The 21,180-nt window shown below is 67.8% G+C and carries 15 protein-coding genes; 9 read left to right on the plus strand and 6 right to left on the minus strand.

Annotated elements, in window-relative coordinates; translation table 11 throughout:
* Positions 1-13 precede the first annotated feature (13 nt).
* From ACIOTO_RS18160 to ACIOTO_RS18170, 3 genes are read left to right on the plus strand one after another with little or no spacing between them, the layout of a single operon-like run.
* Positions 14-706, plus strand: coding sequence for a transglycosylase SLT domain-containing protein (locus tag ACIOTO_RS18160; RefSeq protein ID WP_400858827.1), 693 nt, complete (start codon positions 14-16; stop codon positions 704-706).
* Positions 707-715: 9 nt separating this feature from the next.
* Positions 716-1,003 (plus strand): hypothetical protein, encoded by a 288-nt coding sequence (locus tag ACIOTO_RS18165; RefSeq protein WP_081859948.1) that lies wholly within the window; start codon positions 716-718, stop codon positions 1,001-1,003.
* A 2-nt stretch (positions 1,004-1,005) separates the two neighbouring features.
* Positions 1,006-1,722, plus strand: coding sequence for an alpha/beta hydrolase (locus ACIOTO_RS18170; protein ID WP_400858859.1), 717 nt, complete (start codon positions 1,006-1,008; stop codon positions 1,720-1,722).
* A 22-nt stretch (positions 1,723-1,744) separates the two neighbouring features.
* Here the strand turns inward: ACIOTO_RS18170 and ACIOTO_RS18175 are convergent, their stop codons facing one another.
* Positions 1,745-2,806 (minus strand): AI-2E family transporter, encoded by a 1,062-nt coding sequence (locus ACIOTO_RS18175; RefSeq protein WP_029263475.1) that lies wholly within the window; start codon positions 2,804-2,806, stop codon positions 1,745-1,747.
* A 180-nt stretch (positions 2,807-2,986) separates the two neighbouring features.
* Here ACIOTO_RS18175 and ACIOTO_RS18180 point away from each other — a divergent pair, with 180 nt between their 5' ends.
* The gene (locus ACIOTO_RS18180) at positions 2,987-4,924 is read left to right on the plus strand and encodes a glycosyl transferase (RefSeq protein WP_400858830.1); all 1,938 of its coding nucleotides are present in this window, start codon (positions 2,987-2,989) and stop codon (positions 4,922-4,924) included.
* Positions 4,921-5,844, plus strand: coding sequence for a tetratricopeptide repeat protein (locus tag ACIOTO_RS18185; protein ID WP_400858832.1), 924 nt, complete (start codon positions 4,921-4,923; stop codon positions 5,842-5,844). The genes ACIOTO_RS18180 and ACIOTO_RS18185 overlap by 4 nt, the downstream gene beginning before the upstream one ends.
* A 28-nt stretch (positions 5,845-5,872) precedes the next feature.
* Here the strand turns inward: ACIOTO_RS18185 and glgB are convergent, their stop codons facing one another.
* From glgB to glgX, 3 genes are all read right to left on the minus strand, one after another.
* The gene (gene glgB, locus ACIOTO_RS18190) at positions 5,873-8,077 is read right to left on the minus strand and encodes a 1,4-alpha-glucan branching protein GlgB (protein WP_400858834.1); all 2,205 of its coding nucleotides are present in this window, start codon (positions 8,075-8,077) and stop codon (positions 5,873-5,875) included.
* Positions 8,074-10,146, minus strand: a complete 2,073-nt coding sequence (locus ACIOTO_RS18195) for a maltotransferase domain-containing protein (RefSeq protein WP_400858836.1) — start codon at positions 10,144-10,146, stop codon at positions 8,074-8,076. Before ACIOTO_RS18195 ends, glgB begins: the two co-directional genes overlap by 4 nt.
* 65 nt (positions 10,147-10,211) lie before the next feature.
* Positions 10,212-12,284 carry a glycogen debranching protein GlgX gene (gene glgX, locus ACIOTO_RS18200; protein ID WP_400858838.1) on the minus strand — a complete coding sequence of 691 codons (2,073 nt, stop codon included), beginning with the start codon at positions 12,282-12,284 and terminating at the stop codon, positions 10,212-10,214.
* 100 nt (positions 12,285-12,384) lie between these two features.
* Here glgX and ACIOTO_RS18205 point away from each other — a divergent pair, with 100 nt between their 5' ends.
* From ACIOTO_RS18205 to ACIOTO_RS18220, 4 genes are read left to right on the plus strand one after another with little or no spacing between them, the layout of a single operon-like run.
* Complete coding sequence (locus tag ACIOTO_RS18205; protein WP_400858839.1) at positions 12,385-13,560, plus strand: cysteine desulfurase family protein; 1,176 nt, start codon at positions 12,385-12,387, stop codon at positions 13,558-13,560.
* A 9-nt stretch (positions 13,561-13,569) separates the two neighbouring features.
* Positions 13,570-14,667 (plus strand): tRNA 2-thiouridine(34) synthase MnmA, encoded by a 1,098-nt coding sequence (gene mnmA / locus ACIOTO_RS18210; RefSeq protein WP_105709877.1) that lies wholly within the window; start codon positions 13,570-13,572, stop codon positions 14,665-14,667.
* A 38-nt stretch (positions 14,668-14,705) separates the two neighbouring features.
* On the plus strand, positions 14,706-17,039 hold the full coding sequence (ligA, locus tag ACIOTO_RS18215) for an NAD-dependent DNA ligase LigA (protein ID WP_400858841.1): 2,334 nt from the start codon (positions 14,706-14,708) through the stop codon (positions 17,037-17,039).
* A complete protein-coding gene (locus ACIOTO_RS18220) occupies positions 17,036-17,503 on the plus strand; it encodes a hypothetical protein (protein ID WP_400858843.1) in 468 nt (155 codons plus the stop codon). The genes ligA and ACIOTO_RS18220 overlap by 4 nt, the downstream gene beginning before the upstream one ends.
* A 23-nt stretch (positions 17,504-17,526) precedes the next feature.
* On the opposite strand, the gene ACIOTO_RS18225 is transcribed toward ACIOTO_RS18220, so the two are convergent.
* On the minus strand, positions 17,527-19,371 hold the full coding sequence (locus ACIOTO_RS18225; protein ID WP_400858844.1) for a DEAD/DEAH box helicase: 1,845 nt from the start codon (positions 19,369-19,371) through the stop codon (positions 17,527-17,529).
* Between the two features lie 47 nt (positions 19,372-19,418).
* Positions 19,419-21,119 carry a long-chain-fatty-acid--CoA ligase gene (locus ACIOTO_RS18230; RefSeq protein WP_372466873.1) on the minus strand — a complete coding sequence of 567 codons (1,701 nt, stop codon included), beginning with the start codon at positions 21,117-21,119 and terminating at the stop codon, positions 19,419-19,421.
* Positions 21,120-21,180 lie beyond the last annotated feature (61 nt).

Raw genomic sequence — 21,180 nt, forward strand, 5'->3', positions numbered from 1 at the left:
ACTGTCCTTCATCGTGAACTCCCGAAACGACATGAACCCCGAACGACGCGACCTTTCGCTGGTGCCCGCAGCGACGGTCAGATCCGCGCGCACGGGCACTCGCCGATGGTCTCGCCGTCGTGGCGTCGTGAGCGTGTTCAGCGCTCTCGCTGTGGTCGGATTCGCGGGAGCACTCGTGGCACCGACCGGCGTGGCGTTGGCGGAGCCCATGCAGTCCGATGCTCCGGACTCGGCCTATTCGCTCGCTCTCGCCGACACGCAGAATCTCACGGTCACGGTCAGCGGTGCAGCGATCACGCCGGTCGAACGCGGCACGTTCGAGGTGTACGTGAAGCCGAAACCGAAGCCCAAGCCCAAGCCGGCAGCGACTGCCGCAACAGGTTCGCAGGGCGGGTCCTCCGGTGGCACCCTGCCTCCTTACTCGGGAGGTGGAGCGCCCGCCGACTGGATGGCCGCCGCCGGCATCGCGCAGAGCGATTGGCAGTACGTCGACTACATCGTGTCTCGCGAGAGCGGTTGGAACCCGAACGCCACGAACTCGTCTTCGGGCGCGTGCGGGCTGGTCCAGGCTCTTCCGTGCAGCAAGGTTCCCGGCAACGGCTACGATCCCGTGGACAACCTGCGTTGGGCCACCGGCTACGCCACGGGGCGGTACGGCAGCTGGGCCGGGGCGTACAGCTTCTGGACCAACAACCACTGGTGGTGAACAGGAGCGATGCCTCGCTCACGTCGGCGCCCTCCTGCGCGCCCTGAACCGGACGACTCCTTCGATCGGATGCTCGCCGGATGGAAGCGCTCGGAGACCCGCCGGGGCAGCGAGTGGACCGTGCAGCCGGTGTCATCCGCTCAGGCACAGAAGGAATACGTCTGCCCGGGGTGTGCGCGGCCGATCGTCGCGGGAACCGCGCACCTGGTCGCCTGGCGTGCCGACGGCGTCTTAGGCGATGCGGCGGATCTCGCCGCGCGTCGGCACTGGCATACACACTGTTGGAGGATGGCGTGAACATGGAGATTCGAGGGCCGCTGGAGCTCCCCGCGCAGCGCGAGGATGTCGAGCTGACCACCGCGGACGGTCTCACACTGGTCGGCGAACTGGCCATCCCACAGGATACTCCGCCCGTGGCGACGCTCGTGACGCTTCATCCCCTGCCGACAGCGGGCGGATTCATGGACTCCCACATCATCCGCAAAGCCGCAGCGAGGCTTCCTGCGCTGGCTGACCTGGCAGTCCTGAGGTTCAACACGCGGGGGACCACGTCGCCTCGCGGCACGAGCGACGGTGCGTTTGACGGCGGCGCGGCGGAGCAGTTCGATGTGGCGGCGGCAATGGACTTCGTCCACGCACGGGCGCTTCCGCGTCCATGGCTCCTCGGGTGGTCTTTCGGCACTGAACTGGCGCTCAAGTACGGGCGCGACCACGACATCGCCGGCGTGATCCTCTTGTCTCCGCCTTTGCATCGCGCCACGGAATCGGAGGTCGCGGCCTGGGCCGACAGCGAAGTCCCGCTCGTCGTGTTGGTGCCGGAGCTGGACGACTACCTGCGCCCGGATGAGGCTCGCGAACGCTTCGCCTCGATTCCGCATGCCCAGTTGATCGCGGTCGAGGGCGGTAAGCACCTGTGGGTCGGCGAGACCCAGACGCGGCGCGTGCTCACGGAGATCGTGGCGGCAGTGAACCCGTCGGCTCTGCCCCTGGCCACTCACTGGCCGCCGACGGACTGATCGAGCCCGAGGCTCCGGTGCCTCAGAGTTCGTTCATCCGCGGGATGAGAACCTGCCGGTAGATGATCAGGATGCTCGCAGCGACGGGGATCGCGATGAGTGCCCCCAGCAGGCCGAGCAGGCTACCGCCCGCGAGCGCCGCCACGACGACGACTGCTCCGGGGACGGCGACCGCGCGGCTCATGATGCGCGGAGAGATCACGTACGCCTCGATCTGCATGTAGACGAGGTAGTAGATCGCCGCGGCGATCGCGATCCCTGGAGACCCGAGACCCGGGATGAGGCACACGAGGACGATGATCGTGGAGCCGGTCAGGGTCCCGACGAGCGGGATCAGTGAGAAGAAGAAGGCGATGATCGCGAGGACCGCCGGGAACGGCGCATCGATGATCGAGAGGTAGATCGCGCTGAGGACGCCGTTGATCACGCCCTGTGTCACCTGCCCCATGACGTAGTACCCCACGGAGTCGGTGATCTGCTCCGACAGGTCGATGAAGCGGTCGCGCTTCGACGACGGGGCGAGCTGGTACACGGCGCGCTTGAGCGATGGCGTCGAGGCGGTGAGGTAGATCGTCAGGATGAGGATGATGAACGCGCCGAACAGTCCGCTGACGACGGCGCCGCTGGCGACGAGGACGCCCTGACCGATGGATCCGCCGATCTCGGCGAGGTTCGTCGTCAGCCAGTCGGTGACGTACGTGAAGACGACATCGACCTGCAGATTCGGGAAGGTGTCCTGCATCCACTCCTTGAGATCGGGGATCATGTTCCCTCGCGAAACGATGGCCGTGATCTGCGCGATCAGCTGGGAGATCTGATCCACGAGTACGGGGAGGATGATCAGCACGATCCCGCTGAAGATCGCGAGGACCGCGAGGATCGTCACCAGCACGGCGAGCCAGCGGGGGAGCCTGCGACGTTCCAGGAAGGAGACGAGCGGATCGAGGCCCAGGCTGAGGAAGAGCGCTGTGCCGACGTAGAGCAGGACGCTCGAAAGTGTCTCCACGCTGTTGATCAGGAGGATCCCCAGCCCCACGCCGAGCGTCGCCACGAGGGCGGTGCGGAACGGATTGTGGATCTTCATGCGACGACTCCTCGAAACGACTGCAGCAAGGGTATCCAGACGCCGAGCCACGTGGCGCGCGACGTGCCGGTCCAGCCGGCACTGCATGTGTACGTGGGCAACACACAGCTGATTTCGCTAGTCTGAAATGTCGAGTGTTGCGTCGCGGGCAGGTGCCGGTGATGCGTGAGGAGACTATTCGTGCGTTTCGTATGGGCCGTGGTGGCCTTCGTGCTTGCCGCCGTGCTGATCGGGGCGGGGATCGCCCAGCGCACCTTCGTGGGCCCCGACTCGCAGCAGACGCAAGTCAAGATCGATGAGCCTGCACCGTTCGTCCTGCTGGACGGGGACGTGCTCCGGACGAACCCCGGAGTGCAGACCTTGATCGTGCGCGGTCAGGGTGACATCTTCGGCAGCTACGGCATGACAGCCGACATGGAAGCCTGGCTCGCAGACTCCGACTACAACCACGTCACGGTGGACGACGACGGCAGCTTCGCCGTCGAGCATGTGTCGGGGGCTGAGGCGTCGGACGAGAGCGACGGCGGCGAAGGCACCGGTGAGGAAGGCGACGCGGCGACAGGCCGCGATCCGCGGGGTTCCGACCTGTGGCTCGACTCTTTCGAGAAGGAGAACCGCCTCGTCGCGGACAACATGCAACTCCCCGAAGGAACGAGCATGCTGGTCGCGTACGACGGCACGGAGGATGCTCCCGACGACATCGTCGTCTCCTGGCCGCTCGACACCTCGACCCCCCTGGCGGGGCCCCTCATGGTCGCCGGTGGCATCGTCCTGCTGATCGGACTCGTCCTGTACGTGCTCGGAATCCGTCACCAGCGTCGTGGCCGTGGGCCGCGCCGAAAGGGCCCCGGCCCCCTTCCTGTGACCGAGCCGATCGACATCGCAGTGCTCCCTCCGGAGGAGCGCGCGGCGATCGAAGGCTCGGCGGATACGCCGAAGACTGTGGATCCCGCACCCTCGGCAAACGCTCCGGAGACCGAGATCGAAGATGGGGAGATCGTGGACCCCAAGGAGAACGACTCGAAGACGTCGATGCGCGCGAAGAGCCCCGCTCGTCGTAGCCGGCTGCTGGCGATCCCGGCCCTCGGGCTCACTGCCCTCCTCGCTGCCGGGTGTTCCGCCGATTCCTGGCCGCAATTCGGTGATGCTTCTGCGTCACCCTCGCCCAGCCCGACCGTCATCGCGCCGGAGAACCAGAAGCCCCCCGCCGTGACCGAGGCGCAGGCCAAGCGCATCCTGAAGTCGGTATCCGACACGGTGGTGGAGGCAGACGCCGCACTCGATCTCGACCTGGCCTCCACGCGTCTGGATGGACCGGCTCTCGCCGCCCGCACGACCGAGTACGCGCTGCGGACCAAGCTCACGGACATGGCTGTTCCTGCGGCGATCCCGACGGATGATGTCGAGGTCGTGCTTCCGGAGGCGACCGATGTGTGGCCGCGCACCGTGCTCATGCTCGCGAAGAGCAAGGGCGACGACACCGAGCCGCCCGTTGTGCTCATGATGACGCAGTCAGACCCATGGTCGAACTACAAGGTCAGCAATATGGCCGAGATGTCCGCGGATGCGGTTTTCCCCGATGTCGCGGCCAGTTGGCTCGGCACGTCGCTCGTCCCGTCGGACTCCGCGTTCCTCACGCTCCCGCCCGCGGAACTCGCCCCGGCGTTCGCCGACGTCGTCGACTCGGGGGAGAAGAGCGAGTTCTACGGCCTGTTCGATGACCTCGCGCTGAATCTCGCGACGTCGATCACCGACAGCCGGCAGGCCGTGGTCAAGGGGCTCGCCGACAAGGGTGCCGCCAAGACGTCCAAGGCGGCATTCGACATGACGCCGACGACGGATGAGCCCATCTCGATGACCACGCTCGACAGCGGTGCGATCGTCGCGGTCTCTCTGACCGATACCGAGACGGTGACGCCGACGTCGTCGGACGTGGTGATCCGGTTCGGAGACAACGCAGAGGCCAAGGCCCTGACGGGCGCGACGGAATCCGCGAAGGGCGTCGAGACGACGTACGAGTTCCAGCTGTTCTTCTCGGTCCCCGCTCAGGGATCGACGGAGCAGATCAGGCTCCTGGCAGTCCACCAGGACCTCCTTTCCGTGAAGGTGATCAAGTGAGTGAAATCTCTCCGACCGCGCTGCGTGGCGCGGTGGACCTGTCGACCCTCCGCAACCGGCCGGCGACGCCGCCCGAGGGGGCTCCAGCCCCCGGCGTGGTCGATGTCGTCGTCGATGCGACCGATGAGACATTCGGGCAGATCCTCGAACTCTCGCGCACGGTTCCCGTCGTCGTGGATCTGTGGGCCGAGTGGTGCGGGCCGTGCAAACAGCTGAGTCCGATCATCGAGAAGGTGACGCGTGAACTCGGCGGCCGCGTGCTGCTCGCCAAGGTCGACGTCGATGCGAACCCGCAGCTCGCGCAGAGCTTCCGCGCGCAGTCGATCCCGATGGTCGTCGCGTTGATCGCCGGTCAGCCCGTGCCGATGTTCACCGGAGCGGTGCCGGAGCAGCAGGTGCGCGACGTCTTCGCGCAGCTGCTGCAGGTGGCAGCGCAGAACGGTGTCACCGGATCGCTTGCGGTCGACGCCGATGCCGAGGCGCCGTCGACGCCGGAGGAGCCGGAGCTTCCCCCGCTGCACGCCGAGGCGTTCGCCGCGATCGAGGCGGGCGACTACGCCGCAGCGATCCGCGCCTACGAGAAGGCCCTCGCCGAGAACCCTCGTGATGAGGAGGCGATCGCTGGTCTCGGCCAGGTGCGTCTGCTCGACCGCGTGCAGGGGCTCGACCTGCAGGCAGCGCGTGCGGCGGCTGCCGAGGGACCGCTCGACGTCCAGGCGCAGTTCGACGTGGCAGACCTCGATCTGGCCGGCGGTCACGTCGACGACGCTTTCGCGCGACTGCTCGATCTGTTCGCCCAGCTGCCGTCCGACCAGCGCACCCCGGTGCGGGAGCGGCTGATCGAGCTGTTCGGCCTCATCGGGACGGGCGACCCGCGAGTGGTTGCCGCCAGGAACCGGCTTTCTTCGCTGTTGTTCTAGCCGTCGGAGGATCCGGCGCGCGCCCCCGTCATCCGTGGCTCACGGTAGGCACGTGTGGGTCCGACTGGTGCCGCAGCCACAGCGTCGACAGCGCAGGAAGGGTCATCGTCGCCGTGGGGGCGCTTCCGTCCTCACCGGTGGCGAAGACCATGCCCAGGTTTCCGGACCCTCGTCCGCCGTAATCGGCGGCGTCGGTGTTGAGAACCTCCTGCCAGACGCCGTCCTGCGGGAGTGCGAGTCGATATCCCGCGCGCTCCACCCCGGCGAAGTTGCTCACGACGACGAGACGTCCGCCGTGGGCATCCCGCCGCTCGAAGGCGATCACGGTCGGGTCCCAGCTGGGTGCGCCGAGGCGCTGGAACGATGATCCGTCGTTGTCCCGTGCCCACAACGGGGACTGGGATCTGTACGCACGGTTCATCGCGCCGACGAAGCCCTGCAGCTGCGCGTGCGACGGCTGGTCGAGGAGCCACCAATCCAGCTCACGCCCTTCGGACCACTCGGCGAGCTGACCGAACTCCTGGCCCATGAACAGGAGCTTCTTCCCGGGATGCCCCCACATGTAGGCGAGGTACGCGCGGACGTTCGCGAGCTTGTGCCAGTGGTCGCCGGGCATCTTCGCCATCAGGCTGCCCTTTCCGTGCACGACTTCGTCGTGGCTGATCGGCAGCAGGTAGTTCTCCCCGAATGCATACACGAAGGAGAAGGTCATCTCGCCTTCGTGATGCGCGCGGTACATGGGGTCGCGCGAGATGTACTGGAGAGAGTCGTTCATCCAGCCCATGTTCCACTTGAACCCGAACCCCAGGCCGGCGTGGTCGGTGGGTGCGGTGACGCCCGGGAAGCTGGTCGACTCCTCGGCGATCATCATGATCCCCGGGTGCAGTCGGTAGGCCGTGGCGTTCACCTCCTGCAGGAACCGGATCGCCTCGAGATTCTCGCGACCGCCGTGGATGTTCGGTTCCCATTCGCCGGCTTCGCGGGAGTAGTCGAGGTAGAGCATCGAGGCGACGGCATCGACCCGCAGCCCGTCGACGTGGAACTCCCTGAACCAGTACAGCGCGTTGGCTACGAGGAAGCCGCGCACCTCCGGCCGGCCGTAGTCGAAGATGAGCGTGCCCCAGTCCTGGTGCTCGCCGCGGCGAGGATCGGGGTGTTCGTACAGGGGCTGGCCGTCGAAGCGCGCGAGGGCGAAGGCGTCTTTCGGGAAGTGCCCGGGAACCCAGTCCATGATCACGCCGATGCCGGCCTGGTGCAGCCGATCGATCAGGTATCTCAGGTCGTCCGGGGTGCCGAAACGGCTCGTGGGCGCGTAATAGCCGCTGACCTGGTACCCCCAGGAACCCCCGAACGGGTGCTCCGCCAACGGCATGAACTCGACATGGGTGAATCCGGCATCCGTGACGTGCTGGATCAGCGGCTCGGCGATGTCCCGGTACCCGAGGCCCTCACGCCAGGAGCCGACGTGGATCTCGTAGACCGACAGCGGCTGCGCGACGGCGTGGGTCGCGGCACGCCGGGTCATCCATGCGCCGTCCGCCCACTCGTACGACGACGCGGTCACGACGGATGCTGTGTCCGGTGGCACCTCGGCGGCGAGCGCCATCGGGTCGGCTTTCAGTATCCAGGCTCCGTCGCGGGTGCGGATCTGATACTTGTACCGCGTGCCAACCGGGAGATCGGGGATGAAGAGCTCCCAGACTCCGCTCACGCCCATCGAGCGCATCGCATGCGCATCGCCGTTCCAGTCGTTATGATCGCCGACGACGCGCACGGCCGAGGCGTTGGGCGCCCAGACGGCGAACGCGACGCCCTGCTCGCCGTCCAGCGTCCGGGGGTGGGCACCCAGCGCCTCCCAGAGGCGTTCGTGCCGTCCCTCGGCGATCAGATGGAGGTCGAGGTCTCCGAGAGTCGGACGGTGTCGATACGGATCCCCGGAGAGCGTCTCCTCGTGATCCGCGTACCGCGTGGCGAGCCGGTATGGGAGCGGGGGACCGACGTGCTGCGCCTCCCAGATGCCATGCGCCACGTGGGCGAGCTCGAGCCGGCTGCCGTCGCCGAACACCGCGGACACGCCGGCGGCCAGCGGGCGTCGGACGCGGATCACGGTGACCGTGCGGTCTGCGGCGTCTTTGTGGGGGTGCGCGCCGAGGATGGCGTGCGGATCGTGGTGCGTGGCCGAGGAGACGGCCTCCCACTCGGTGGATGCGGTGACATCTTCGGTGTAGCTCATGCTCGCTCCCTCACCTTCAGGATGTGCACGGGCTCGGCGAAGGCGTCGAGCCGCACATAGTTGTGATCGTTCCACGTCCAGACGGCGCCGGTGAGCAGGTCTTCGACCTCGAACGGATCGCCGAGCGGGATGCCCCATTGCGTGCTGTCGAGGTGCACCGTCGTCTCGCGCACGGAGTGCGGGTCGACGTTCGCCACCACGATGACGGTATCGGGACGTCCGGTACCGGTGAACGGCGCCGGCAGGTGCTTGCTGTACACGAGGACGGCATCGTCGTCGCTCCAGTGCGCCCGGAAGTTCCTGAGCTGGCGGAGTGCGGGGTGAGCTGCGCGGATCTCGTTGAGCCTCCGCAGCAGGGGAGCGAGCGATTCGCCGCGGGCCTCTGCGCCCGACCAGTCGCGGAACTTGAACTCGTACTTCTCGTTGTCGATGTTCTCTTCCGACCCGGGCCTCGCCACGTTCTCGAAGAGCTCGTAGCCGGCGTACACCCCGTAAACGGGCCCTGCCGTGGCGGCGATGCAGGCACGGATACGGTACGCGGCGCGACCGCCGAACTGCAGGTACTCGGTCAGGATGTCATGGGTGTTCACGAAGAGGTTCGGCCGCATGTAATCGGAAGTCTCCTGCGACACGGAGGTGAGGAATTCCTCCAGTTCGCTCTTGGTATTCCGCCACGTGAAGTAGCTGTAGCTCTGCTGGAAACCGACGGCGGCCAGGGCACGCATGACGGCGGGGCGGGTGAAGGCCTCCGCGAGGAAGATCACGTCCGGATCGACGGCGCCGATCTCGCGGATCAGCCACTCCCAGAACTGCAGCGGCTTGGTGTGGGGGTTGTCGACCCGGAAGATCTTCACTCCCTGGGTCACCCAGTGCTTCACGATCCGCAACATCTCGGCCGCGATGCCGTCGGGGTCGTTGTCGAAGTTGAGCGGGTAGATGTCCTGGTACTTCTTCGGCGGGTTCTCGGCGTACGCGATGCTGCCGTCGGGGAGGGTCGTGAACCACTCGGGGTGCTCGCGCACCCAGGGGTGGTCCGGGGCAGCTTGGAGTGCGAGGTCGAGTGCGACTTCGAGGCCGGCTCCGTGTGCCGCGCGAACGAAGGCGCGGAAGTCGGCCGGCGATCCCAGGTCCGGGTGGATCGCGTCGTGACCGCCCTCGGCGGAGCCGATCGCATATGGGGATCCGGGATCACCCGGCTCCGCTGTGAGGGTGTTGTTGCGCCCCTTGCGGTTGGTGGTTCCGATCGGATGGATCGGAACCAGATAGACCACGTCGAAACCCATCGCGGCGACCTCCGGCAAGCGTTTGGCTGCCGTGCGGAACGTCCCGCTCTTCACGGTCCCGTCCTTGAGCCGTTTCGCGCCCTCCGATCGCGGGAAGAACTCGTACCACGCACCGACGCCCGCCGCGGCACGGTCCACGTTGAGCGTCTGTCGCTCGGTGGCGGAACGCAGGGTCGTCAGAGGGCGGGCCAGGAAGACATCAGCCAGTCCGGAATCGGTGGAGAGCGCGAGTGCCGTTTCGCCATCCCCGGTCCGCAGCGACTCGGCGTCCGCGAGCAGACGTTTCCGCTGGGCGGCGGGGCGGTCCTTCTCAGCGGCGGCCCGCGCGAGCAGCTCTGCGCCGAGCGCGGCCATCACTGGCACGTCGACACCGGCTGCGACCTTCAGCTCCGCGGCGTGGGCCCAGGTTGCGAAGTCGTCGGAGAACGCTTCGAACCGATAGCGCCATGCACCCTGCTCGTCGAGCGCGATCTCCGCCGCCCACCGGTCCGTGCCGTCGCTCCGGGCGGTCAGCCGGTGCAGGCTCTCCTCGCCCGAGGGCGACGTGAGGCGCACCTGCACACCGATGATGTCGTGCCCCTCGCGGAACGAGACCACGGTGAACGGGACGACCTCGCCCACGAAGGCCTTCGGCGCGAAGCCGCCGGGCACTGCGGGTGTCGGATCGAGCAGCGGGATGCGAGTGGAGCGAAGCGAGCCCGGGACATCCGCGTCGCCGAAGGCGCGCGTCGGGATCTGAGCGGGGCTCCGAAGAGCCGAGGACCGAGTACCAGCACGTGCAGCCACATCCCGAATGTACCGCGCCGCCGTGGTCGCGGGTAGCGCGCCGCGTGGTGCGTCGGGAGCCGGGTTCATTCGACGCGGAACAGCCTCATCGATGTCCCGGAGACGGGAAGCACATCGCCGGGCGCGAAGATCTCCTGCTCGTCGGAAGGGCGCTCCTGAGCGCTCGACCACAGCGACACGAAGCGGGTCGCACCCTCGATCTCGTCGGGGAGGCGCACGTCGATGGGTGACTCCGTCCCGTGCACGATGAGCAGGATGCGGTTGTAGGCCTCGGTATCGGGGGTGGAGGCGGCGACGTACTGGAGGGTCCGGTTGCCGGGGTCGGCCCACTGGCCCTGCTCCATCGTCTCGCCGTTCTGGTCGAACCAGTCCATGACCGAGGCATTCGGGATGTGCTCGCCGAGTCGCGCGTAGCGGCTGGGGCGCAATGCCGGGTTCTCCTGCCGCAACCGGATCAGGCGTGAGACATGGGCGCGGAGGTCCTCCTGCCAGGGCTCGAAATCCCAGGCGAGCCAGGTGAGAGCGGAGTCCTGAGCATAGGCATTGTTGTTGCCGCGCTGGGTGCGTCCGACCTCGTCGCCCGCGGTGAGCATCGGGATGCCGGCCGAGAGGAGTAGCGTCCCGAGAAGGTTGCGCATCGCTTTGCGCCGCGCGGCGAGGATCGTCGGGTCATCCGTGGGCCCCTCGACACCGTGGTTGAAGGCGCGGTTCATGTCGGCGCCGTCGCGGTTCTGCTCACCGTTCGCTTCATTGTGCTTGACGTCGTACGAGACGAGATCGTGCAGGGTGAAGCCGTCGTGTGCCGTGACGAAGTTCACGCTGGCGAGCGGCCCCCGGTCTTCGCTGAACGTGTTGGAGGATCCGGCGAGTCGGGTCGCGAACCCACCGATGCCCACCGGGGCGGACGCACGTCGTGCATAGTCGATGTCGCTGAGCCAGAAGTTGCGTACGCGGTCGCGGTAGCGGTCGTTCCACTCGTGCCATCCCGACGGGAAGTTCCCCGTCTGCCACCCGCCGAGACCGACGTCCCACGGCTCGGCGATGAGCTTGGTGTCGGAGAGGATCGGGTCATCCGCGATGGCTTGCAGGAGAGGATGCTCCGGCGTGTAGGTGTGTGCGCCGTCGCGGGCGATCGCCGTGGCGAGGTCGAAGCGGAAGCCGTCGATCTGCATCTCCTGAGCCCAGTAGCGGAGGGAGTCGAGTACGAGCCTGGCCCCGGCATCGGTCGCCGTGTTCAGCGTGTTGCCGCACCCGGTGGTGTCCACGTAGACGCCGGACTCGTCCTGGCGGTAGTAGTTGGCGTTGTCGATGCCGCGCAGGCTCGAGCGGGGACCGCCGATGCCCTCTTCCGAGGTGTGGTTGTAGACGACGTCGAGGATCACTTCGAGGCCGGCCTCGTGCAGCAGCCGCACCATCCCCTTGAACTCGGCGAGGACGGCCTCCGGTCCTTCTTTGCGGGCGTCCTCGGTCGCATAGGCCGTGTGCGGGGTGAAGAAGTTCAGGGTGTTGTATCCCCAGTAGTTGGTGAGTCCGCGTTCGAGCAGGCGCGGCTCCGGCACGAAGGCGTGTACGGGGAGGAGCTCGATGGAGGTGATGCCCAGCGAGTGGAAGTACTCGATCATCGCGGGATGGGCGAGGCCCGCATAGGTGCCGTGCAGGGCGGGCGGCACATCGGGATGACGCTTGGTGAGTCCCTTGAGATGCCCCTCGTAGATCACCGTGCGGTCGAGCGGGATACGAGGCTTCTGGGAATCGCCCCAGTCGAAGCCGTCGACGATGACGACCGAACGCCATTCCTCGTAGCCGTCGCCCTGGGCCAGGCCCCGCGCATACGGGTCCAGCAACAGCGTCTCCGGGTTGAAGGTGTTTCCGGGGCCGTGGGGACCGCCGACGCGGACGGCGTAGCGGACGCCGGGCTGAAGGAGCTCCGTGGTGATCTCCCAGACGCCTCCCGCCAGCCGTTCGAGCGGAACCTCGTCGGTCGCCCAGTCCAGGTCGGTGGAGTCGAACACGACCAGCTCGATGGACGAGGCGTTCTGCGACCAGACGCGCAGGGTGCCGACGCCGTCGTGCAGACGGACGCCGAGGTTGTCGAGGGTGGTGCCGCCGGGCACGGTCAAGTCTCGGGACGCGGGCATGAGTACACACTAGGCGCGATGTGTTGCGGTCTCATGTCAGGGCGTACCGGGTTCCACGGACGGCGACCCGGCAGAGCGGCTTTCGCGAGAGAATCGAAGGATGCGGCACTATCTCGATCATGCGGCGACCACGCCTCTGCGCCCCGAATCGCGTGACGCCTGGCTGGCTGCCACAGTGACCGTCGGCAACGCCTCCTCCACGCACGGCGCCGGCCAGGATGCCCGCCGACTGCTCGAGGAATCCCGCGAGCGGGTCGCCGCGGTGCTCGATGCCGACCCGATCGAGATCGTGTTCACCTCGGGTGGCACCGAGTCGATCAATCTGGCGTTGCAGGGGCTGTGGCGGGCCCGCCCCGACGGCACGACGGCGATCGTGATGCCCGAAGCCGAGCACCACGCCACGATGGATACCGTGGCCGCGCTCGTGGAAGACGGCGCCGAGCTGCGCCGGGTGCCGGTGACTGCCCAGGCGCGGATCGATCCCGAGCAGTTCGCTCTCCGACTTCCGGGCGCCGCGCTCGCCACCGCGCTCGTCGCGAACAATGAGGCGGGCACGATCAACGACGCGGCGGCGCTTGCCGCCGCCGCCGCGACGGCGGGTGTGGCGCTCCACCTCGACGCCGTCGCCGCGCTCGGACATGTACCGCTGTCGTTCCGTGATCTGCGTGGAGATTCCGCCGGAGGAGTGGGGCTCGTGGCCATGAGTCTCGCCGGGCACAAGATCGCGGCTCCCGTCGGCGTCGGGGTGCTCGTCACAGCGCGCACCGCTCGCATGACGGCCGTCCTGCGCGGCGGCGCGCAGCAACGAGGCCTCCGGGCCGGAACCCAGGACGTCGCCGGGGCTGCGGCGTTCGCCACTGCACTCGAGCTCGCCGAGTCCGAACGGACGGAGGAGGCCGCGCGACTGCGCGTGCTGCGCGACCGTCTCGTCTCGGGCCTACGTTCCGCCGTGCCGGCAGCCGAGCTCCTGGGCGATCCGACGGACCGGCTGCCGGGCAACGCGCAGGTGCTGTTCCCCGGTGCGGTGGGGGAGAGCCTGTTGTTCCTCCTCGACGTCGCCGGGGTGGCGGCGTCGACCGGATCGGCGTGCCAGGCAGGTGTCGCCGAGCCGTCGCACGTCGTGATGGCGATGGGGCGGAGCGATCGGGATGCGCGCAGCGTGCTGCGATTCTCGCTGGGTCGGACGTCGACGGACGCCGATGTCGAAGCGGTGCTCGCCGCGATCGGCGACGCCTATGCGCGAGCTTCCGGCGCCGGCACAGGCGCACGCTCGTAGACTGTTCCCATGCGGATCCTTGCGGCGATGAGCGGCGGCGTCGACTCCGCCGTCGCGGCAGCCAGAGCCGTGGAGGCGGGGCACGACGTGGTCGGTGTGCACCTGGCGCTCTCCAGAGCCGGTGGAACGCTCCGCACGGGTAGTCGCGGGTGCTGCACGATCGAGGATGCGCTCGATGCCCGCCGCGCCGCCGACCTGCTCGGCATCCCGTTCTACGTGTGGGACTTCTCCGAGCGTTTCCGCGACGATGTCATCGAGGACTTCATCTCCGAGTACCAAGCAGGACGAACGCCCAACCCCTGCATGCGCTGCAACGAGAAGATCAAGTTCGCGGCCCTCCTGGAGCGCGCGATCGAGCTCGGCTTCGACGCCGTGTGCACCGGGCACTATGCCACGCTCGTCGACGGTGCCGACGGACTGGAGCTGCACCGGGCGTCGGACAACGCCAAGGACCAGTCGTACGTCCTGGGTGTGCTGAACGCTGAGCAGCTCGCACACACGTACTTCCCGCTCGGAACGACCCCCTCGAAGGCGATCGTTCGTGCCGAGGCGGCAGCACGCGGCCTGACCGTCGCCCAGAAGCCGGACAGCCACGACATCTGCTTCATCCCCGACGGGGACACCCGAGGATGGCTCGCTGAGAAGGTCGGAACCGCCACGGGCGAGATCGTGGATCGCAGCGGGGAGGTCGTCGGCTCGCACGAGGGGGCGCATGCCTTCACGGTGGGACAGCGCCGCGGCCTCAAGCTCGGTGTGCCCGCGGCGGACGGCAAGCCTCGCTTCGTGCTCGAAGTCCGACCGGTGTCGAACACCGTCGTGGTCGGACCCAAGGAGGCTCTCGCAATCGCGGAGATCGCAGGGGAGCGGTTCAGCTGGGCCGGGGCCGCGCCGACGGAGTCCTCGTTCGAGTGTCACGTGCAGATCCGCGCGCACTCCGAGCCGGTCGCCGCACGTGCCGTGGTCTCGGACGACGGGGTCCGGGTGACGCCGGAGGTCCCGCTCGACGGGGTAGCGCCGGGGCAGACCGCCGTGCTCTACGTCGGCACCCGGGTGCTCGGGCAGTTCACGATCGACACCACGGTGTCGGCGGTGCCTGTCGGCGCGTAGACCCCATCGGTGTCGGTGCCCGCTCGTAGACTGGCGGGGTGCCGGAGAACATCTCGCTGGAAGACGCCCGAACCGAAGCCGAGGAGCTGACCGCTCGCATCCTCGACGCGAAGGAGGCTTACTACGGCCGTGACACATCGGTCGTGGACGACTTCACCTACGACGGATGGATGCATCGGCTCGAGGAACTGGAGCGGCTGCACCCCGAGCTGCAGGGTCAGGATTCGCCCACCCAGATGGTCGGGGCGGCCGAGGCAACGGGGCTTGCGACGATCGAGCACGCCGAGCGCATGCTCAGCCTCGACAACGTCTTCTCCGTCGACGAGCTGCGGGAGTGGGCGGCGAAGACCACGGCCGCCGCCGGGCGTGAGGTCGCGTGGCTCACCGAGCTGAAGATCGACGGGCTCGCGATCAACCTCCGGTACGAGAACGGCGTCCTCACCTCTGCCGCCACTCGGGGCGACGGCCGCGTCGGCGAGATCGTGACGGAGAACGCTCTCCGTCTGCCAGAGATCCCGCAACGGCTGAGCGGGGAGGGGCATCCCCCGATCGTCGAAGTGCGTGGCGAGGTATTCATCCCTGTCGCAGCGTTCGAGCGACTCAACGCTGCGCAGGCCGACTTCCGCGACCGCGCGTACGCCGATGCTCTCGCGCGCTGGGAAGCCAGGGGAGGCGCGAAGAAGGCGTTCGACGAGGAGAAGGCGCAGACGGCGGCCGCCCGACGCTTCCCGTCGTTCGCCAATCCGCGCAATGCCGCCAGCGGCGGGCTCCGCCAACAGATCGACAAGAAGAACGGCCTCGAACTCGAGGCCGGACTCCTGCGCATCGAGTCGCTCGCGCTCTACGTTCACGGCATCGGCGCATGGACGAACCCTCCCGTCGCCGCGCAGAGCGAGGTGTACGACCTGCTCGCCGAATGGGGTCTGCCCACGAGCCCGCACACGAAGGTGTGCCGGACGATCGACGAGGTGGTGTCCTTCGTCGAGTACTTCGGCGAGCACCGTCACGACATCGAGCACGAGCTCGACGGCATCGTGGTCAAGGTCGACGAGCTTGAGCTGCACGACGAACTCGGCGCGACGAGCCGAGCACCCCGCTGGGCCATCGCCTACAAGTACCCGCCCGAGGAGGTCCAGACCAAGCTCCTCGACATCGTCGTATCGGTCGGACGCACCGGGCGCGCCACGCCGTTCGCCGTCATGGCGCCCGCGCACGTCGCCGGTTCCGTCGTCCGCCAGGCCACGCTGCACAACAAGGATGTCGTCAAGGCCAAGGGCGTGCTGATCGGCGATACCGTCGTTCTGCGCAAGGCCGGCGACGTGATCCCCGAGGTTCTCGGTCCCGTGGTCGAGAAGCGCGACGGCAGCGAGCGGGAGTTCGTCATGCCGGTCGAGTGCCCGGAATGCGGCACCCCGTTACGCGCGATGAAGGAAGGCGACATCGACCTCCGGTGCCCGAACGCGCGTTCGTGTCCCGCTCAGGTCCGTGGCCGTGTCGAGCACATCGGATCCCGCGGCGCCCTCGATGTGGAAGCGCTCGGCGAGGTGACCGCGGCGGCGCTCACCCAACCGACCTCACCGGCTGTGCCCCCGCTCGAGACCGAGGCCGGGCTGTTCGCCCTCACCCTTGAGGAACTCGTACCCATCGAACTGTTCGTGCGAGATTCCGAGACCGGACTCCCGAAGGAGGACGAGGACGGGATCGTCAAGACGCGCGCTCCTTTCCGACGCAACCCCACCGCGGCCGAGAAAAAGTCGGGTCTCGAGGGGCCGCAGCCGTCGTCGCAGGCGCTCACCCTGCTCGCCGAGCTCGAGAAGGCGAAGACCAAGGAGTTGTGGCGACTGCTTGTGTCGCTCAACATCCGCCACGTCGGCCCCGTCGCCGCCCGGGCTCTGGCGCAGTGGTTCGGCTCTCTCGATGCGATCCGTGCGGCTACGCGAGACGAGCTTGCCGCCGTCGAGGGCGTGGGGGGCATCATCGCCGATTCCCTGCTCGCATGGTTCGAGGTCGACTGGCATCAGGAGATCGTGCAGCAGTGGGCCGATGCGGGCGTGCAGTGGTCGACGCCTGGCCACCCCGGGCCGGGTGCGGCGGTTGCGGCGGGGGGAGTGCTCGAAGGTCTCACGGTGGTGGCCACCGGCTCCCTCGACGGCTACACCCGCGACGGCGCGCAGGAGGCGATCATCAACGCGGGCGGTAAGGCTGCGTCGAGCGTGTCGAAGAAAACGGATTTCGTAGCGGCGGGTCCCGGCGCGGGATCGAAACTCGCCAAGGCCGAGGACCTCGGAATCCGGATCCTCGACGCGGCGCAGTTCCACATCCTCGTGACAGAGGGGCCGGCCGCGCTCCCGCCCGCGAGCGACGGGTCGTGAAGCGTTACGGGCCTCTGATCGTCGTTCCGAATGCTCTGGCGCTCGGAGACCCCGGGCGACACCATCTTCGTCTCACTCCGCAGGCGGTGATCATCCGCCGAGGTGCCGAAGGTCAAGGGATCGTGCCGTGGGACGACGTGGAGGGGATCGCTCTCGATGTGCCGACGACCCGGTTCCGGCTGCCCGGGTTCTTCGGCACGGTACTGCTCGGCGCACTGACGGCGGCGATGCTGAGCGACCCCGGCATCGAGCCCGATGATGGAGCGGTGACGCTCACTGTCGATGGGGAGAGCACGACGCTGCCGCTGAGCCGCCATCACGTCGGTGGCTACTGGCAGCCGACGGTGGCTGGCGCACATCGATTGATCGCGCACCTCATCGCACACCCCGAACAGCGGGCGTTGTTGGCGCACCCCGAGCCGCTGATCGACGTCGCGGCGCAACTCGCGCGCGGAACGGGATAGTCCGAACCGCGCGCGATGCGGCGTCAGCTCTTGTGACGGGGCTTGCGGAACGGCTTCTCGTCGCGGCTGTCGCGAGCCGGTCGCTCGTCGCGGTCACGACGCTCGAACCGGTCGCCCGCGTCGCGTCCACCCTCACGCGGGCCGCTGCGGCGCGCGCCGGCGGGGCCGCGGTCGGGCTTGATCTCGATCAACCGACCGGAGATGCGGGTGTCGCGAAGCTTCTCCAGGACGGTCGGACTCATGTTCGCCGGAAGCTCGACGACCGAGAAGTCGGGACGGATGTTGATCGCGCCGAAGTCGTCACGGCCGAGGCCGCCTTCGTTCGCGAGGGCGCCGACGATCTGGCGCGGTTCGACCCGATGACGGCGACCCACCTCGATGCGGTAGGCCGTGTAGTCACCGCGACCTCGACGCTCGCGCGGTTCGCGGGACTCACGGGCGTCGCGGCCCGTGCGCTCGCGCGGGGGACGGTTGTCCGCCTCGACGGCCTTGGTCAGCGGATCGTTGGCCGGGTCCAGGAGCAGCGGCTTGTCGCCCTGAGCGACCACCGCGAGAGCTGCTGCCACGTCGGCCTCGGGGACGTCGTGGTGGCGGACGTAGTGCGCGACGATGTCACGGAACGCATCGATGCGGCCTGTCTCCGACAGCGCGGTGGTGATCGCGTCGTCGAAGCGGTTCAGGCGTGTGGTGTTCACGTCCTCCGTGCTGGGCAGCTGCATCTGAGCGGGCTGCTGACGGGTGGCCTTCTCGATGTGCTTCAGGAGGTAGCGCTCGCGCGGGGTGATGAAGCTGATCGCATCGCCCGATCGTCCCGCACGACCCGTGCGACCGATGCGGTGCACGTACGACTCGGTGTCGGTGGGGATGTCGAAGTTGACGACGTGGCTGATGCGCTCGACGTCGAGACCGCGAGCGGCCACGTCGGTCGCGACGAGGATGTCGAGTTTGCCGTCCTTGAGCTGGTTGACACTACGCTCGCGCTGCACCTGGGGCACGTCGCCGTTGATCGCGGCTGCGGAGTATCCCCGGGCCCGCAGCTTCTCGGCCAGCGTCTCGGTCTCGTTCTTGGTGCGCACGAAGACGATCATCCCGTCGAAGTTCTCGACCTCGAGGATGCGGGTGAGCGCATCGACCTTCTGCGCATACGACACGACGAGGTAGCGCTGCGTGATGTTCGTGCCGGTGGCAGTCTTGGACTTGATGCTGATCTCTTCCGGCTCACGCAGGTACTTCTGCGCGAGTCGACGGATCTGCGGCGGCATCGTGGCCGAGAACAGCGCGACCTGCTTCTCCTCCGGGGTCTGCGCGAGGATCTGCTCGACGTCTTCCGCGAAGCCCATCTTCAGCATCTCATCGGCCTCATCGAGCACCAGATACTTCAACTCGGACAGGTCGAGTGTGCCCTTGGCGAGGTGGTCCATGATTCGGCCGGGCGTACCGACGATGACGTGGACACCGCGTCGCAGCGCGGACAGCTGCACGCCGTAGCCCTGTCCGCCGTAGACGGGGAGGACGTGCACGCCCTTCATCTTCGAGGCATAGGACTCGAATGCCTCGCACACCTGGAGCGCGAGCTCACGGGTGGGAGCGAGCACGAGCGCCTGCGGGATCTTCTGGGAGACATCGAGGCGTTCGAGGACGGGAAGCGCGAAAGCGGCGGTCTTACCCGTTCCGGTCTGTGCCTGGCCGACGACGTCGCGGCCGTCGAGAAGCGTCGGAATGGTCGCCGCCTGGATGGGCGACGGGGTCTCGTAGCCGAGGTCCTTGATGGCTTTGAGGACGGGCCCGGTGATGCCGAGCTCCTCGAATCCGGGGGTCGCGGGGGAGTCCTCGGGGGCGTCGGTCAGCACTGCATCTTCAGGGGTCACTTCCCAAGGGTAGCGCGCTGCGGCGCTCGGCGCCTGTGAGGACGACCTCAGGCGCCGGTGGTCAGGGAGAGCAGCTTCTCCTTGACCTGGCGTCGGAGCACCTTCCCGATCAACGACTTGGGGAGCTCGTCGACCACGAACACACGACGCGGCACCTTGTACGGAGTGAGGATGCTGCGGGCGAAATCTCGGATCGCCTCCACATCGACATCGGTTCCGGCATCCACGACGATGGCGGCGACGACCTCCTCGCCGGAGTGCTCGCTCGGCAACCCGACGACCGCGGCATCCGCGACCTGGGGGTGCTGGCGCAGCGCGTTCTCGACCTCGGTGGGCGCGACGTTGAAGCCGCCGGTGATGATGAGTTCCTTGATGCGATCGACGATGCGGACGAATCCGGCGTCGTCGATCGTGACGATGTCACCGGTCCGGTACCAGCCGTCGACAAAGACGGCTTCCGTCTCCTCGGGCTTGCCGTAATACCCCGAGAACACCTGGGGCCCGCGCACGACGAGTTCTCCGGCTGATCCGGCCGGGACGTCTTCACTCGGGTTCTCCGGGTCGACGACACGGCATTCGGTCCCGGGCAGGGGGAGCCCGACCGTGCCGGGCACGCGGTTGTCCGCGACCGGGTTCGCCATCAGGACGGGGGAGCACTCGCTCAGTCCGTAGCCCTCGACGAGGTAGCCATGCGTGGCCTCTTCGAAGGGGACGACCAGCTCGTGCGGCAGTGCCATGGCGCCGGAGATCGCGACCTCGATGCCGTCGAGCGACACACCCTTCTCCTTCGCTGCGGCGAGGAGGCGGTCCGCGATGGGCGGCACGAGTGGGAGGAAAGTCGCGGGGTGCTTCTTGACGACGTCGAGCACGAGGTCCGGATCGAACTTGGGGAACAGCACGAGTCGGGCGCCCATCGACATCGCGAATGTGAGGCAGAGCGTGAGGCCGTAGGCGTGGAACATCGGCAGGACCGCATAGACCACGCAGCCCTTGCCGCGCTGGATCGACGGCACCCAGGCCTGAGCTTGCGCGGCGTTGGCGAGCAGGTTGCGGTGTGTGAGGGCCGCACCCTTCGGCGTTCCCGTGGTACCGGACGTGTACTGGATGATCGCGAGATCGTCGGTGCGCGGCATCGGATGTGAGGCGGGGATCGGCTCGGAGGCCAGGAGAGAATCCCACGCGACGGTACCGCGCACCTTCTCGGTCAACGCCGCGCGCGACTCGCGAGCCTTGGCGACCGGGAGCCGCAGCGCGAAACGAGTGACGAACGGCATGGCGCGGGTCACGTCGACGGAGATGAGGTTCGTGACGGCCAGATCCGTCGGGAACTCCTGCACTGTGGACACGACCTTGTTCCACACGATCGCGTGCTTCGCGCCGTGATCCTCGAACTGCTTACGCAGTTCGCGAGGGGTATAGAGAGGGTTGTGCTCGACGACGACAGCGCCGAGACGGAGTACCGCGTAGAAGGCCACGATGTGCTGGGGGCAGTTCGGTAGAACGATGGCGACCGGGTCTCCTGCGCGGACCCCGAGGTCGCGAAGTCCTGCTGCGGCGCGGTCGATCGCCGACTGCAGCTGTCCGTAGGTGGTCTCGCGGCCGAAGAACTGCAGGGCGGGGGCGTCCGGGTAGTCGCGGGCCGAAGCGGCGACGATGTCGACGAGCGAGCCGTCCACGGGAGGGAGGTCGTCGGGGACTCCTGCGGCATAGCTGGCGATCCACGGGCGAGGGGGCTGGAACGTGCTCACCCGCCCAGCATATGTCGACCGACTCGCGGGGCAGGGGAGTTCGGAGTGCGGCAACTAGACT

The organism is Microbacterium sp. NPDC087592, assembly GCF_044743585.1.
Lineage (GTDB): Bacteria > Actinomycetota > Actinomycetes > Actinomycetales > Microbacteriaceae > Microbacterium.

Coding starts and splice junctions, on each gene's coding strand:
- ACIOTO_RS18165 (WP_081859948.1), top strand. CDS start 716: ATGCCTCGCTCACGTCGGCGCCCTCCTGCGCGCCCTGAACCGGACGAC.
- ACIOTO_RS18170 (WP_400858859.1), top strand. CDS start 1,006: ATGGAGATTCGAGGGCCGCTGGAGCTCCCCGCGCAGCGCGAGGATGTC.
- ACIOTO_RS18175 (WP_029263475.1), bottom strand. CDS start 2,806: ATGAAGATCCACAATCCGTTCCGCACCGCCCTCGTGGCGACGCTCGGC.
- glgB (WP_400858834.1), bottom strand. CDS start 8,077: ATGAGCTACACCGAAGATGTCACCGCATCCACCGAGTGGGAGGCCGTC.
- glgX (WP_400858838.1), bottom strand. CDS start 12,284: ATGCCCGCGTCCCGAGACTTGACCGTGCCCGGCGGCACCACCCTCGAC.
- ACIOTO_RS18205 (WP_400858839.1), top strand. CDS start 12,385: ATGCGGCACTATCTCGATCATGCGGCGACCACGCCTCTGCGCCCCGAA.
- mnmA (WP_105709877.1), top strand. CDS start 13,570: ATGCGGATCCTTGCGGCGATGAGCGGCGGCGTCGACTCCGCCGTCGCG.